Source organism: Vibrio sp. 99-8-1 (assembly GCF_013114595.1).
Taxonomy (GTDB): domain Bacteria; phylum Pseudomonadota; class Gammaproteobacteria; order Enterobacterales; family Vibrionaceae; genus Vibrio.
On sequence record NZ_VTXE01000058.1, the window covers coordinates 1 to 15,397 of the forward strand.

Consider the following 15,397-nt stretch of genomic DNA (forward strand, 5'->3'; position numbering starts at 1 on the left):
TGCGATTCTGTATAGCGTGACTTTTTCATCATCTTTCTCCGTTTTACTTAGTTTAAACGGAAGAACTCTAAATCGGAATACACCTATTTTAGGGGATGGTTACACAATCACCAAGAGATTTGTAACTAACTCCTAACCGTTCAGCGGTAGAAGAAAGAGTATGGCCATGCTTAGTAACCTGTTCAACAGCTTGAATTTTTAATTCATCGGGGTAGCGTTTTCCGCTCATGATTACACCTCATAGTTTGCTTAATTATATAACTATTTAGTGTGTAGGGAATCGGGGGCTTACCAAAAAGTTGGTTAAATTTAACCTCTTCATATACTACCCCTATTCTTGATATGTAACAATATAGCTATAATGTGTAAAGACATAATAAAAAACATACTATAATTTTTACAACTATTAAAAGTCAATTCAAATATGAAAACATTACTATCATATCCAAATTCTAACTTTCATACTTCGAAGTATAATCTTGATACAACCCAAATTTACTTAAGAAATTTGTAGATAAAAAACTGATAAGATAAGATAAGTATAAAAAGTAGCTTAACTCTTCATGATTTAATTTTGGTTCAGGCAAATTATCGAAGTTACTAGAACATTTAGAGATAGAGAACTCTTTAGCCTTACTTTTGTGTCGTTTACTAAGATCTTTAAACTCTTCATTCGTCATTCCAAGTAATTTCTCTATAAAAATTAGTGTATCTGATTTTTTATAGAGGCCATCTATATTATAGGCATAACCATCAATATCAGAAAAAAAACCATATGTTTGAGAGTTTTTCGCATTTTCTATCCCAATAATAGATGGTATACCCAGAGAAGAAGATTCGATTATTGATGTTCCATTACCAATAAATAGGTCATATTTACTTACTATAGTATTAAAATCTGCATACTCTATCTTTCCCATTAAATTTATATTTTCAGACTGCTCGAAATTGTCAATACATTTTTGTATAGCACCCATTGAAGGGCCTTCACCATATATATCGTAAATAACATTAATCCCATTCAATCTAAGATTATACACAACTTCGACCATATAATAATTATAAGTTTTAAATTCAACCAAACGTCCAACACTACAAATTTTTAAAGTCTTATCTGATTTTTTTTTCATCGAAACAGTTTTGATTGGAATATCGATACCAACCGGAAACACATTCACATTCCCTAAATTTTTTGATGTCATATCATAAAGTCGATTAGGAACAGTCTCATTAAACACAATAATATTATTTTTATCAATCCGATTATAAAAATAATCTTGATTACATTTTTCAAAAAAAGGGGGATTAACTCCTCTACTTCCCTTCCAAACATATTCATTAATATGGTATACGCCGATTGTAACTCTAACATTAAGTTTCAGATTAGCAACAAGCCTTTTTGCAACAAAATATTCAATACAAGAGCACGTATGAACTTGAGACACTTCGCTAAGTAAGTTAATAACCTTATTTTTTCTTCTAGGAAACAAAGTAGATAGTATGGGAGGAACAAATTTAATATCATTACAAAAGTAATCTGAAATACAATGTACAGTAGCATAATCTTCAATCTCACTCAGGAAGTTCAAATCCAAATTTTTCCCAAGATATATAATTGTTGTTTTTTTTCCTTTGACACTTCTTTCTTTAGCTAAACGTAAATAAAAAGTTTGTATGCCGCCAACGACCCAAGAATATACTATTAAAATCATTCTACTCTAAACCTTAATTATATTTTTAACACATTTCCTAACAACGCTGTTAATATACAATAATAATGACTTCACTGACATAATATTCATAGGTCTACGATGAAATCTAAACTGATTAATATGCCTCTTAACTAAATTCCGTTCTTTATATGTCAATAGTTCATATGCGTTATCATGTTCACTACTAATAAATGAAATTCCTTTATCTTCCAGGATATCACCATCTCTTGTAGGTTTAAGTAAAACCTCTTCAAAATCAATATCAAGAAATACGCACACTCGTTTCATTGTTTCACGTGTTTCAGTAATTAAGTCTTCAAAATTTATAACAAGAAACTTGTCCGGGAACTGATTTTCTAGATGATTATATGTTTCAAAACAATGACAGATTTTCTCAACTTCTCCATTGTTTACTAACACTCTAAAATCACAATTAAAAACCTTATCTTGGCTTAAGTCATTTGGCCTAGCAACACGATTAGAGCGCGTTGCTATAATATTATAAATATCCCTTTTAACAAATATTGTTTTCATATTTGAAAAACGTTCGGGAATATTCCAGTAATCTAAATAAGCATCAGCCTTCCCCATAGTAACTTTTATGGGCTTATGACAAGAGCTACCACTCCATTCCGTTTCTACATTATCATACAATGTACCTAGGATTGAATCATATGACCAATTAGGCAAATTCATTAAAGTAGAGAAATAATTTTGATCGAGTTTATAGAAATCAATTTTATAATCTAAATTGAATGTATGATCTGCTTTAAAATGAACTGGCAATACACCATCATACATCATTTTTTCATATTTATAATATTCGGATCGGCTTAGTAAAATTCGTAATTTAGAAGTATTCTTAGACGACATCCACTCAGAATGAAAGCTGTCAGTTAGAAAAGGGACAAAGCTATAATTATGGACAGGGTCGACAAAAATTTTTGAGTGGTCATCCAATAAAGCCCAAATTACTGACTTGCCACCACCAAACCAACCATCAATATTAACTATCATTCGTTTTACCGGCTAAACGTTGAAAATATGTGCTATCTATCATCAGTTCCTCATAAGTTCCAAAATCTAAAATATTTCCTTTGCCAAAAACATAAATTCTATCACAATCTCGTAATGTTGAAATACGATGAGCTATAACTACCTGGGTTAGTTTATCTTTTAAATTGGATATAGATTTATTTAGCTGATTTTCAGTTAAGCTATCAAGAGCACTGGTTGCTTCATCTAAAACAAGTAATGTAGGCTCACGATACAAAGCTCTTGCTATACCTATTCTTTGTCTTTGACCACCACTTAACTTCAACCCTCTTTCGCCTACCTTAGTATATATGCCCTTATCTAGTCCCAATACAAATCGATTTAAACCACAAATTTCCAAAAGGTCGTTAATCTTGATTTCATCTATATAATCTTCACCGAATGCAATGTTAGAAGCTATTGTACCATCAACTAGAACAATCTCCTGAGGGACATAACCAACAGAGTTTTTCCAGTCTATAAATGTGTCTCTAGTTACTACGGTTTTATTATTAATAAGTATACTTCCTGAGTCCATAGGTAATAGTCCAAGTAAAACATCAATGAATGTACTTTTACCTCCTCCAGAGCTACCAACAATACCAATTTTTTCTCCTTGGTTTATAGTTAAGTATAGAGAATCTAAAACTTTGTATTTATCAGGATATGAAAAGCTAACCTGCTTGAAATTCACACTTTTTTCAAATCGAACAGCTTTAGATTGACAATTATCTTCTTTTTTCAAATGACTCTCAAATTTTAAGAACGCATTAACTTCTGATTTAATCGTCGCAAGTGAATGAAAAATAGTTTGAAAGCATGGTAAAAGCTTATAACCAGCAAGGGTTACTAATACTAAAGTAGGAAGTATCTGTAATAAACTTTGATCTAACTGTGAAATTATTGCCAAAGCAATTGCTATAACTCCAAATAATATTCCTTCAACAATGTAGCGTATTGATTGACCAATAGAAGTTTTAAGATAATTATTATTTGCGAGTTGTTCTGCCAAAAATTTTAACTCATCTATTTTTTGATTTTCTAATGAATTTAATTTAATCAATTTAATAGCGGTCAAAGCTTCCGTTAAAACTTTAATCTGACTTTCATAAATTGTCGAAATAGCTTTCCCTATACTTGTAAGCCTATTTTTAACCACTAGAAACAAAGTCATATAGAAAAAAAATAGTATCAGCGTCGATATAATCGTGGCAATCGGATCTAACAAAAACATACCAATGCCAATCAAGAGAATTGTAATTATCTTAGAAGCCATAATCATTAATGGCATAAATACACCATTTACTACTCTCTGACATTGTTGTGTTATATTATTAATCAAAATAGAACTATTAGTTTCTTTATGAAAAAGGTAGCTTTTCTCCAAATAACTCATCAAGAGTAAAACAGATAATCTAGCACCAAAATAACATGATAGCTTATTCACCATAAAAACAGAAAATATTGAAAATATATTACCTAAAAAAACAAATGCAGCTATAAATAATCCTACATAGAATACGAAGTTACTGTGGTCAATTCCTTCAAACACACCGTACACAGATATCCAGTACTCATTTTTTGTTAGCGAAGAATCAGTATCAAAAACTAATGTGGCATATGGGGCAATTAATGCAAGCCCTACTAATTCAAAGACAGCGACTACGGTCAAAATGATTATACTGAAGTAAAGTCTAATTATGTCTTTTTTATCTAGCTTAGCTAATAATTTAAAAACATGTCGAAACACATTTATACCTCAAAATATTTTTTCACTATAGAACAAATATAATCGACTTGCTTTATGGTTAGATCATAATACATAGGAAGCCTTAAAATTCTTTCACTTTCTTTTGTTGTATAATTATCATCCCCATGGAAAAAACCATATTTTTTCCCAGCAGGAGAGGAATGAAGAGGAATGTAATGAAACACTGATTCTATAAAGTGCTCATTCAAGAAGCTCATCATTTTTTCTCGTTCGGTTTCACTAGATAATTTAATAAAAAACATATGTGCATTATGTTCAATGTTTTTAGGAATAGATAGAGTTTCTATAAATTTGAAATTAGAAAAACTATCTTGATAACGTTTCCACAATTGAAGCCTTTTTTCGTTGATAGTGTAAGCAGACTCTAGTTGGCTCAATAAATAGGCACATTGAATTTCTGAAGGTAAGTAGCTACTACCTATGTCGACCCAAGTATACTTATCAACTTTACCTTTAAAGAACATTCTTCGATTTGTTCCTTTTTCTCTAATTACTTCAGACCGATCTATCAAGTTGTAGTTATTAATAACTACAAGGCCTCCTTCTCCTCCGCTCGTATAATTTTTTGTTCCGTGAAAAGAAAAACAACTAATATCACCTATTCCCCCCAAAGGACTTTCTTTAAATGTAGACATCATAGCTTGTGCTGCATCTTCAACCAGATATATACCATGTTTCTTAGCAATCGAACAAACCACCGTCATATCACAGCAAATACCCGCATAATGGACTACAACAATTGCTTTAGTTTTATCAGTGATTGCTGATTCAATTAGATCTTCATCTATATTCATAGTCTTAGGATCAATATCAACAAAAATAACCTTTGCACCTCGAAGTACAAATGCATTAGCTGTAGAAACAAAAGTATAGCTCGGCATAATCACTTCATCACCTGGGTGTATGTCCAATAAAATAGCCGCAATTTCTAACGCATGTGTACAACTAGTCACCATTAATGAATGCTCGAAGCCCATATTCTCTTTGAACCAATGCTCACATTGCTTAGAATAATAGCCATCGCCAATAAGCTTTCTACTCAAAATCGCCTGTTCAATATACGAAGTTTCATTTCCTGTAGACATTGCTAAGTTAAAAGGAATTTTATCCATTGTTTACATACTCACTGATTACATCTAATGCTAACTCAATAGTTTTTAAGTTCTCGGTACCTATAGAAATTCTCACAAAGTTCGAAGTAGTTTCTCCATAGGAACTTCCAGGCACTGTAGCGATATCATGTTCTTCAAGTAACAATCTAGACAGCTCATCTCCCGTATATAGCGATTGGTTTAAATCAAGAAAAAAGTAAAAAGTTGCACTTCCAGGAAGAAATAAAATATTTTTATTTATTAAAATTTCTGTAACTTTTCTACGTTTGGCTATTAATTTCGCTAGTTGTTCTTGGCAACAATAGTATATTTCCTTGAAATACTTAGAAAAATAAATCTGTAATACCGTTGGTGCACAAGTAATAGTATGTTGGTTGAGAACGGTCAGTGTTCTTATAAATTTAGAGTTCGAAACCGCGTAACCAATTCTCCAACCAGACATACCAAAATTTTTTGACATTGAGTTTACAACACACAAGTTGTCAAACTCTTCTATTAAGGAAGTACAAGTGTTAAAACCTTCTTCTTGAGAAACAAAGTCACTATAAGCTTCATCAACTAGTACAAAGATCTCTCTACTCTTCGCTATTGATATAAGTAACCTTAACTGTTCCGCATTATAAATTTTTCCAGAAGGATTATTTGGGTTATTAATTACAATTAACTTAGTTTTCTTAGTGAAATAACTCTCAAACTCACAAAGTTCTTTGTCATAAGGTATATATGTAGCTCTCGCATCGCAAAGTTTTGCTTGATCTTCATAACTCAACCATGCCGGTTCATGAAGAAGGACTTCATCTCCTTTATCTAATATCGAAAGCATAGTATTCATTGTTAGAATTTTAGAACCCGCACTGATCAATATGTTGCTTGATGATAACGTTTCAATCTGGTTATTGTAGTTATAGTAATCGACAATTTTCTTTCTTAACTCCGGTAATCCTTGAGAATCACAGTAATGATAACCAACTTCATGCTCTATTGTTTCAAATCCGAAATCTGGAATATCAAAGTATGCTTCTCCTAAAGATAAAACGGTTACGTTATGCCCTAATCGTCGTTTTTCATAAACTCTTTGGTTTATTTCTATCGATTTCGCAGCTTCAATGCTTTTTACTCTATTACTATTCATATTTCATTGCACTCTTAACAGTTAGATTAATATCTTTCAACCTCTCCATTAACTCTGATCGAGAGTCTGCCTTTAAAATTAAGTGAGCATGCCTAGAACGATCATCTTCGATAGGAGATAATTTCTCGCCAATTCCAAAGGAGTAGTTGAAATCAATTACTCCATCAATAAGTACGACCTCATTTGCATCCATTCTAGTAACAACTTTTCCTGGTTCAAAATCTAAAAATTGCAAGATAACACTCGATTTCTCATAGTAGCTTTGAGGAAGCCTTACATCTTTATGTGGTAAAAATTCTGATAACAAGAGTTCATACATATCTACACCAGATATTGCAGGCACTATATCTGATGAAATTCTTGTACCTCCACCTCTTGCTGCCACTTCAACTAAGTAAAATTTAGTACCTTTCTTTATAAATTCAGCATGCGTAATTCCAAATTCTAAGCCAAGATAGTTTACTATACTTTCTGAGAGTAGAAACAATCGCTCTCTCTCTTTTTTTGTAAGATCTCCCGGATAGCAAAGAGAGGAAGCTACCATGGCGTTCGTTTCGTAATGTGATTTAACTGAATATGCAATAGATTGATTCTTTCCTCCAGATGAAAAACCTTCAACTGTATATTCTACTCCTTCAATATACTCTTCAAGAAGTACATCATCATAACCATACGAAAATTCAAATGCCGATTCTACCTTGTCATATAACTCATCTAAACATTGAACAATACTCACACCTCGGCTAGACTGACTATTTCGAGGTTTAACGACTAATGGAAACTGAACTTCTTTTAAAAGTTCAGTTGTACTTAGAGTCTTATCTAATAGATAATACTTAGGGTTGGCTATATTCAATGCTTCACAAGCTTCTCTCATTAAAAATTTGTCTGAAAAACATAATGCAGTGTCGTAACCAATTCCTCTCAAGCCTAAGCCTTTTGAAACATATGCAACGGTAAGGGTTGCAATATCACTTTGATCAGAAAGAACACCAATCAAATTATATTTTTTAGCATAACATGAAGCGATTTCTAAGCATTTTTTCATATCTCTTATATCGCAAATCTCATAGTAATCTGCTAGTTTTTCTGATTGTGTATTTCCAAATAAATTGATACACAATATTTTAAATCCCATCTTCTGTACATACCGAATAATAGGAACTTGCCACTCTCCACCACCAATTATACAAAACACTTTAATGATCTCTACTTCTCTAATTTTATAGCATTTTGATAAATCTGAGAACTTTTGAACGAAGAAAAAGTCGTATCAGATTTATCAAAAAAATTATCAATAAATCCATGCACTGTATATTCAAAAGGCATAATGGAGTTATCCAACGATATATTCCTAGAATACTCATAAAATAATTCTAAAATTTCAGTTGGTTCAGAGTGAAATGTATTTTCTAGTTTAAAGTCCACTTTTGAAGAAAGAAAATCGAAAGCAATTCCTACATTGGATAATTTAAAAGATTTTTCAATTACTTTTCTTATGAAGTCATAATTTTGTTCATCTTTGAGTTTAAAATTAAATATTCCTGATCCGATTATAATATCAAATTCTTCTACAAAAGAGTCACATAAGAAATCACTACAAAGAAATCGTACATTTTCTCGATTATTATTTCTATTAGCTTCATCAATAAGGCATGGGACAACATCAATTCCTAAATATGTGAAATTATCTGTATATTTTTCAATAGCCTTGATGCCATCTCCAAATCCGCAGCCGATATCAAGTATTTTTTTGTTTTCCAACTTAAATTTATCTAACAAAACTAAATAGCGAAGCATTTGTTTTCCTTTATCCCATCCTAGGCTAATAGGTGAATGGCCGTGTTTTTCAAAACGTTTTGTGTAACGTTCTATAATATTTGACTTATCAGATTCTGAAAACATATTAATGACTTACCGGTAAATTAAATTATTGATTGGATGTTTTTTGCAACCAAATTTTCTGAGCAAATTCAAAATCTTCAGGCCAATCTATATCAATCGAATCTTCGGGTTTTATTTCAAAGCAAAATGGCTTTTTTCCAATTCGATCATCATAATTGGATTTCGCATTGATATAAAATGCATGATTAATTTCATAGAGAGGGACCAAATCCTGAGTTTGTGGCCAACGGTTAGTTTTACTTGAATTATTTATAACTCTTCTCTCTTCATTTGACCAAATAAATTGTTGAATTTTTGTTACACTCATCAATGAATCATATAGCTTCTTATTTAGAACTTGTTCTGAATACACATTCCAAGCTTCTTGTAAGCACCTTTCATCAACAAATGGGGCCGTACAATGTATCCAATAAATATTCTCTTCTTCTACTAAATTCTTAATAAAGCGAATTAAATCACCAATATCAGTCGTAGATTGACATAAATGCATAGGTCTTTCATTGAGTATAATACGGCTATCATTAAAACTTTTAGCAATAGAAAGAGCTTCGTCATCATCACTAGTAACATATAACCTTACCATCGATTCCACACGAAGCGCTTGACTTATTTTTATTTTAGTAAGCCCACCGTCTAAGCCAGCAAACTGACGTGTATTCTTTTTTTTAACTCTTTGACTTCTACTACGTATGGGAAGAACAAAAGAAAAATTATTATCACAATTCATAACAGGTCTCTAAATGTTTCAATCTCTAAAAATTGGTATTTTTTAGCATATTTCTCAAGAAGTATGGGTGTGTTAGAATAGTTTTTACAAGCAATAAAATCTATTCCATTAACTAACGCGGCTTCTAAGTCGGCAACAGCGTCACCGAATAAGACAATTCTTTTACCTTTATAAACTTCTACTATTTTTCTTACTATATTTTCTTTACGCTCAGGCGAACCATAAATCTCTGAAAAATAACGAGATAATTCTTTTTTTTGTAACGTAGTTCTTAATTCTACTTGTTCAGAACCACTTGCAACATACTTATGGCCTTTGATAGTTTCGATAAACTCAACAAATCCTTCGCAAATAGGTGACGCTAAATAGTTCTTCTCGCATTTCTCAGAATATCTAGCCAATATTTCATCATATTTTTCTCCATATCGACTCTGTTTAATTTTAATAATATTCTTAAGAAATACTTCTATATGATGAAAACGTGACCTTCCAAAGTTGGAGGAAAAGTAACTCAAACATTCATCGATTTTATTATCGATAATATGACTTTGATTCAAAGCAACTCTCATTGCATCTAGCTTCATATCATTTGTATCTAATATGACTCCATCGCAATCAAAAATAAACACTTCATACTCATGAATGTAACGCATAAATTGAACTTTCTCCAATTGGATAAGAGGTAGGAGTCAATGAAATTAACTCTGGTCTATTAGCAATAGAGTTATATTGGTTCAAAAGTTCAAGCATTTCTTGTTGACGAGGATCTCCTTTTTCAAAACCATCAAAACCTACAAGGTAAATGTTGTCCAATCTAGTCATTAGCATAATTCCTAATGCATACGCTGCTGTAACGTCAAATGAAGATTGAACAATGCCATTATCAATGCCTAATTGAGAAAATTCGCTATCAAACCCTATGTCAAACACTTTTAAATGCTCAATAACCTTCATTTCCTCAAGCGTGAATCTGTGTTTTGGCAATATAAGTGGCTTATTAACTTTCTCGTATTTCTTAAATTCAGACAACATCTTAATATTATGAGATAATATGTACAGGTCAATATTTTCTTCACAAACATACTCATTAATATTTAGTGAAATCACAATTGGGTTATTAAACTCAATATATTTTTCTATTGCTTCTTTATATTTTTTACAACTAAGTCCATTAGCAATCAAAAGAATATTCTTACCGTCAAAAACATTCGAGATATCGGAGCTACTACTAGGTTTATTTTGGATATTATTAATTTGCAATGCAGATTCAAAGGTCTTACCACTATATGAAGCAACCCCCTCTTCATTACTTAAGTATTCTATTGCTCCAATAACCTCATCTATACCATAGTGCTGATTAGACAATAAATTCTGAATATACGTAGGATGTATATTATGCCTAGCTCCCAAAAAATATAGAAGGTTGCTACCCCAGCCATATATTTTTTTTAATGGTTCGAAATATCTAATAGCCAAATCATAAATCATATTTGGGGTATATCTATCATCACCTAAAAGTGTAAGTAAATTTTCAGTTTGGGTATTACCTGCCCCACGTCCCATACCAGTAATAGTTGAATCTAACCAAGAGACACCCACTCCTAATGCAGTAATTGAATTTGATAATCCTTTACCCATATTGTCGTGTGTATGAATACCTATTTCTCCATGCCAATGTTTTTTAAGACACGTGGTAATTCGAATAACTTCTTCGCTTCCCATATTACCAAGAGAGTCGGCAAAATATAAAACATCTACATCGCCCCAATCACTAACAGTTTTGGCTTTTTCTTCCAATAAGATAGATGATCTTCCACCTGCTTGCATTAAATTAAACCCAACAATATAACCCATAGATTTTAACTTCTTAACAATTTCTCCGGAAGCTTCAACTTCACCAAAATGTGCTGCTACACGAACCAAATTAATTTTACTTTCACTAGCCGGAACAAATAGTCTTTCAATTGCATCAGAAATACTAAAAGAAGAAGTTAATATTGTTTTTGCGTCGACCATTACTCCATATATAGGCCCCGAAGGTAAGTCTAACATGGCAATATGTTCTTCTGACGTATATGCAAATGCGCCAAAAAACTTTTTTTGAGGAAAGTTTCTTAAACCTAATTCAACAACGTCAATGTTAGCATCGCATACTGCACTCAAGTACGCATCAACTACCTCTTGGTCAAAGTCCCAGTTATTATAATAACCACCATCTCGAAGCGTACAATCAAGTATTCTCATTTAAGTTTGTCTCCTCAATAAATCTAAAGAATTCTAAAATATTTATATTAACAACTTTACAGCAGCGGAGCTTCTGATAGTTTGACCCCACTTTCATCTTTGCTTGATAAGATTGGAAAATTGGACTTCATTTCTGGCCATTCGATATTAATAGTAGGATCATCCCAACGAATTGACACCTCTGAACTGGGGTCATAATAATCAGTACATTTATATAAAAACTCAGCGCTTTCACTTAATACATAGAAACCGTGGGCAAATCCTTTGGGAATCCATAATTGCTTATTATTCGTCTGCGACAATATAACTCCCACCCACTGCCCAAATGTCGAAGAATCAGCTCGAACATCAACAGCAACATCGAACACTTCTCCAGAAGTAACCCTCACAAGTTTTCCTTGGGGATACCGACTTTGATAATGGAGGCCTCGCAAAGTCCCCCTTCTAGATTTAGAATGATTATCTTGTACGAAAACAGTAGCTTCACCGGCTACATATTCATCAAACTGTTTTTGGTTCCAAATCTCGATAAAGAATCCTCGATCATCACCATATATGTGAGGTTCTAATACTTTTACTTCAGGTATTTTTGTACTTGTAATTTTCAATTCAATCACTATATTTTTCAATCATTTTGAGGGCTTTCTTCCAGTCACACGGCTCAATGAAAAACTCTTGATATATTTTTGAACAATTTAACTTAGAATTTTTTGGTCTTTTTGCTTTAAACTTGTACTCACTACTCGCCACTGGAACCAATTTAGGTTCCTTTAGACTCAAACTTGATTTAGCTGTAACCTCAAATAAACTGCACGCAAATTCGTACCAACTGACAAATGGATATCCACTGTAGTGATAAACTCCCCATTGAATATCGATATCAACTTCTAAATTCTGGATTAGTTTTATAATAGTATCGGCAATATCACCTGCATAAGTCGGACCGCCAAATTGGTCATCAACTACTTTTATAACGTCAGTTTCCATTGCTAAACGAAGCATTGTTTTAATAAAATTACAACCACATTCACTGAATATCCAAGAAGTTCGAATAATAAGATATTTCGTACAAGTGTTGGCAATCGCTACCTCTCCAGCCAGTTTACTCTTGCCATAAATATTTAACGGAATTGCTATATCATGCTCTATATATGGTAAATCGCTATTACCATCAAATACATAGTCAGTAGACAAATGTATTAACACAGACTTATGCTTTTCAGCTTGCTGAGCTAATAAACTAGGTCCCGTACTATTGATTTCCATCGCCTGTACTGAATTCAATTCAGCTTCCTCTACTTTGGTATAAGCCGCTGCATTTACAACAATATTAGGCTTAAACCGTTCAAAGACATTTTCTACGGCTTTTTCATTAGTAATATCCAGCTGTTCACGAGTAAGCCCAATAAAATTAATTTTTTCTGGCATTCTCCGTGCCAATATTTGACCAACTTGGCCATCAACTCCTGTAATAAGAACATTCATAACCTCTCCTAAAGCGCTATCAAAGATAACAAATAAGTTCCGTAATCATTCTTTAACATAGGTTGTGCACGTTTAAAAACTCCATCATTTGTCAACCATCCATTTCTCCATGCAATTTCTTCTAAACACGCTATTTTTAGCCCTTGAACATGTTGGATGGTTTGTACAAAAGAAGATGCCTCATGAAGACTTTCATGAGTCCCTGTATCCAACCAAGCAAAACCACGCCCCAATAATTCAACATTCAATGAGCCATCTTGGAGGTATTTTTCATTGATAGAGGTAATTTCGAGTTCTCCCCGTGCAGATGGCTTTATTTTTTTAGCAAGCTCCACTACTCGATTATCGTAAAAGTAAAGGCCTGTTACTGCATAGTTCGACTTAGGTTTTGCAGGCTTCTCTTCAATTGAAATAGCTTTCATGTTAGCGTCAAACTCTACCACACCAAAACGTTCAGGGTCTTTCACCTGATATCCAAAAACAGTCGCACCACAATTTCGTTTAACAGCCTTTTTAAGCATCTTACTAAATGCTTGACCATAAAAAATATTATCGCCCAATACCAAGCAAACACTGTCGTTACCAATAAATTTTTCACCAATAATAAACGCCTGAGCTAAACCATCAGGATTAGGCTGAATCGCATACCTAAGGTTTATACCAAAATCACTGCCGTCTCCAAGCAAACGTTTAAAACTAACACTATCTTCAGGAGTAGTAATTATCAATATATCTTTGATACCCGCCAACATTAACGTTGAAATCGGATAAAAAATCATTGGTTTATCATAAATCGGCAATAGTTGTTTCGATACACCTCGAGTCAACGGATATAAACGAGTACCTGAGCCACCAGCTAGAACAATACCTTTCATCACTCACTTCCCACACCTAGACGTTCCGTACTATATGAACCATCAAGCACTCGCTCCCACCAAATTCGATTGTTTAGATACCACTCAACTGTTTTCCTTATTCCTGTTTCAAATGTCTCTTCAGGGCTCCATCCTAGTTCACGTTGAATTTTACTCGCATCAATCGCATAACGATTATCATGTCCTGGTCGGTCTTTTACATAAATAATAAGATCTTGATAGTAAGTGACACCTTGCGGTTTAATCGGAACTAATTCTTCCAGCAAAGTACAAATTGTTTCCACTACTTCAATGTTGGTTTTTTCATTGCTACCACCTATATTATAAGTTTCACCAATATTCCCCTCAGTCACAACCTTATATAACGCTCGAGCATGATCTTCAACAAATAACCAATCACGAATTTGCATCCCATCACCATAAATTGGAAGCAATTTACCGTTCAACGCGTTAAGAATCATTAATGGAACAAGCTTTTCTGGGAAATGATAAGGCCCGTAGTTATTGGAACAATTAGTTACAATAGTTGGCAATCCATAAGTGCGACACCAAGCACGGGTTAAGTGATCACTAGATGCTTTTGAAGCAGAGTATGGGCTCGATGGTGTATAAGATGTATATTCAGTAAACAAATCATCAGAATCTTCAAGATCGCCAAAAACTTCGTCAGTAGAAATATGAAGAAAACGAAAATTAGCTTTGCGTTTATCACTAAGTTCTTTCCAATACTCCCGAGCAGCTTCAAGCAATGTATAGGTACCAAGGATATTGGTCTCAATAAATGCAGCAGGTCCATCAATTGAACGATCCACATGAGACTCTGCAGCTAAATGCATTACTGCATCTGGCTGATATTTTGAAAAAATACGCCTCATTTCTATAGCATCACAAATATCTTTTCTTTCAAAGAAATAACGCGGGTTACTTTCAATTTTAGACAAAGATTCCAAGTTACCCGCATAAGTCAACTTATCCAAATTAATTACTTCATTTTTAGTATTTTGAATAATGTGACGCACAACTGCAGAGCCAATAAAACCAGCTCCACCAGTAACTATTATTTTCATATCGTATTCCCTAGACACCTATCAATATTGTTCTTGAAGCTTTACGCAAAATAAGAGAGTTAATATCAATCAAATGATGAAATCTTAATGCGAAATTTTTGCGTTATTATACAGTAAAGCAAGTCTGTAATCGAGCTCCTGTTCAATGTGTTTTTCATAATAAATTATAATCAAGCTAGGACTAACAATTATAGTGAATATTGAATCAAGTCTTTAATTTAGATTAGCTTGTAACCATCCCCTAAAATAGGTGTATTCCGATTTAGAGTTCTTCCGTTTAAACTAAGTAAAACGGAGAAAGATGATGAAAAAGTCACGCTATACAGAATCGC

The 15,397-nt window shown here is 33.0% G+C and carries 14 protein-coding genes and 1 pseudogene; all 15 read right to left on the reverse strand.

The genetic code is table 11. The features are described from left to right. Nucleotides 1–100: 100 nt before the first annotated feature. Nucleotides 101–229 (reverse strand): annotated as a pseudogene (locus tag F0227_RS21210) (transposase); the annotation flags it as partial. A 223-nt stretch (nucleotides 230–452) separates the two neighbouring features. Beyond that, on the reverse strand, nucleotides 453–1,712 hold the full coding sequence (locus F0227_RS21215) for a hypothetical protein (protein WP_171755249.1): 1,260 nt from the start codon (nucleotides 1,710–1,712) through the stop codon (nucleotides 453–455). A 6-nt stretch (nucleotides 1,713–1,718) separates the two neighbouring features. After that, nucleotides 1,719–2,729: a sulfotransferase gene (locus F0227_RS21220; protein ID WP_171755250.1), complete on the reverse strand. Its 1,011-nt coding sequence runs from the start codon at nucleotides 2,727–2,729 to the stop codon at nucleotides 1,719–1,721. Continuing rightward, nucleotides 2,719–4,497 carry an ABC transporter ATP-binding protein gene (locus F0227_RS22105; protein WP_171755251.1) on the reverse strand — a complete coding sequence of 593 codons (1,779 nt, stop codon included), beginning with the start codon at nucleotides 4,495–4,497 and terminating at the stop codon, nucleotides 2,719–2,721. The genes F0227_RS21220 and F0227_RS22105 overlap by 11 nt, the downstream gene beginning before the upstream one ends. Before the next feature lie 2 nt (nucleotides 4,498–4,499). Beyond that, a complete protein-coding gene (gene rffA / locus F0227_RS21230) occupies nucleotides 4,500–5,630 on the reverse strand; it encodes a dTDP-4-amino-4,6-dideoxygalactose transaminase (protein ID WP_171755252.1) in 1,131 nt (376 codons plus the stop codon). Continuing rightward, entirely contained in the window at nucleotides 5,623–6,762 is a 1,140-nt protein-coding gene (locus F0227_RS21235; protein WP_171755253.1) for a pyridoxal phosphate-dependent aminotransferase, read from the reverse strand. The genes rffA and F0227_RS21235 overlap by 8 nt, the downstream gene beginning before the upstream one ends. Then, nucleotides 6,755–7,960 (reverse strand): ATP-grasp domain-containing protein, encoded by a 1,206-nt coding sequence (locus F0227_RS21240; protein ID WP_171755254.1) that lies wholly within the window; start codon nucleotides 7,958–7,960, stop codon nucleotides 6,755–6,757. Before F0227_RS21240 ends, F0227_RS21235 begins: the two co-directional genes overlap by 8 nt. A gap of 11 nt (nucleotides 7,961–7,971) precedes the next feature. Next, a complete protein-coding gene (locus tag F0227_RS21245) occupies nucleotides 7,972–8,667 on the reverse strand; it encodes a class I SAM-dependent methyltransferase (RefSeq protein ID WP_171755255.1) in 696 nt (231 codons plus the stop codon). Nucleotides 8,668–8,692: 25 nt separating this feature from the next. Then, the gene (locus tag F0227_RS21250; RefSeq protein WP_171755256.1) at nucleotides 8,693–9,394 is read right to left on the reverse strand and encodes an acylneuraminate cytidylyltransferase family protein; all 702 of its coding nucleotides are present in this window, start codon (nucleotides 9,392–9,394) and stop codon (nucleotides 8,693–8,695) included. Continuing rightward, nucleotides 9,391–10,047 (reverse strand): HAD family hydrolase, encoded by a 657-nt coding sequence (locus F0227_RS21255; RefSeq protein ID WP_171755257.1) that lies wholly within the window; start codon nucleotides 10,045–10,047, stop codon nucleotides 9,391–9,393. The genes F0227_RS21250 and F0227_RS21255 overlap by 4 nt, the downstream gene beginning before the upstream one ends. Beyond that, entirely contained in the window at nucleotides 10,031–11,638 is a 1,608-nt protein-coding gene (locus tag F0227_RS21260; protein WP_171755258.1) for an aldolase catalytic domain-containing protein, read from the reverse strand. The genes F0227_RS21255 and F0227_RS21260 overlap by 17 nt, the downstream gene beginning before the upstream one ends. 56 nt (nucleotides 11,639–11,694) lie before the next feature. Beyond that, nucleotides 11,695–12,246: a dTDP-4-dehydrorhamnose 3,5-epimerase gene (gene rfbC / locus F0227_RS21265; RefSeq protein ID WP_171755262.1), complete on the reverse strand. Its 552-nt coding sequence runs from the start codon at nucleotides 12,244–12,246 to the stop codon at nucleotides 11,695–11,697. A gap of 1 nt (nucleotide 12,247) precedes the next feature. After that, nucleotides 12,248–13,123 (reverse strand): dTDP-4-dehydrorhamnose reductase, encoded by an 876-nt coding sequence (gene rfbD / locus F0227_RS21270; protein ID WP_171755259.1) that lies wholly within the window; start codon nucleotides 13,121–13,123, stop codon nucleotides 12,248–12,250. 8 nt (nucleotides 13,124–13,131) lie between these two features. Then, nucleotides 13,132–13,998, reverse strand: a complete 867-nt coding sequence (gene rfbA, locus F0227_RS21275; RefSeq protein ID WP_171755260.1) for a glucose-1-phosphate thymidylyltransferase RfbA — start codon at nucleotides 13,996–13,998, stop codon at nucleotides 13,132–13,134. After that, nucleotides 13,998–15,065 carry a dTDP-glucose 4,6-dehydratase gene (gene rfbB / locus F0227_RS21280; RefSeq protein WP_171755261.1) on the reverse strand — a complete coding sequence of 356 codons (1,068 nt, stop codon included), beginning with the start codon at nucleotides 15,063–15,065 and terminating at the stop codon, nucleotides 13,998–14,000. Before rfbB ends, rfbA begins: the two co-directional genes overlap by 1 nt. Between the last annotated feature and the right edge of the window lie 332 nt (nucleotides 15,066–15,397).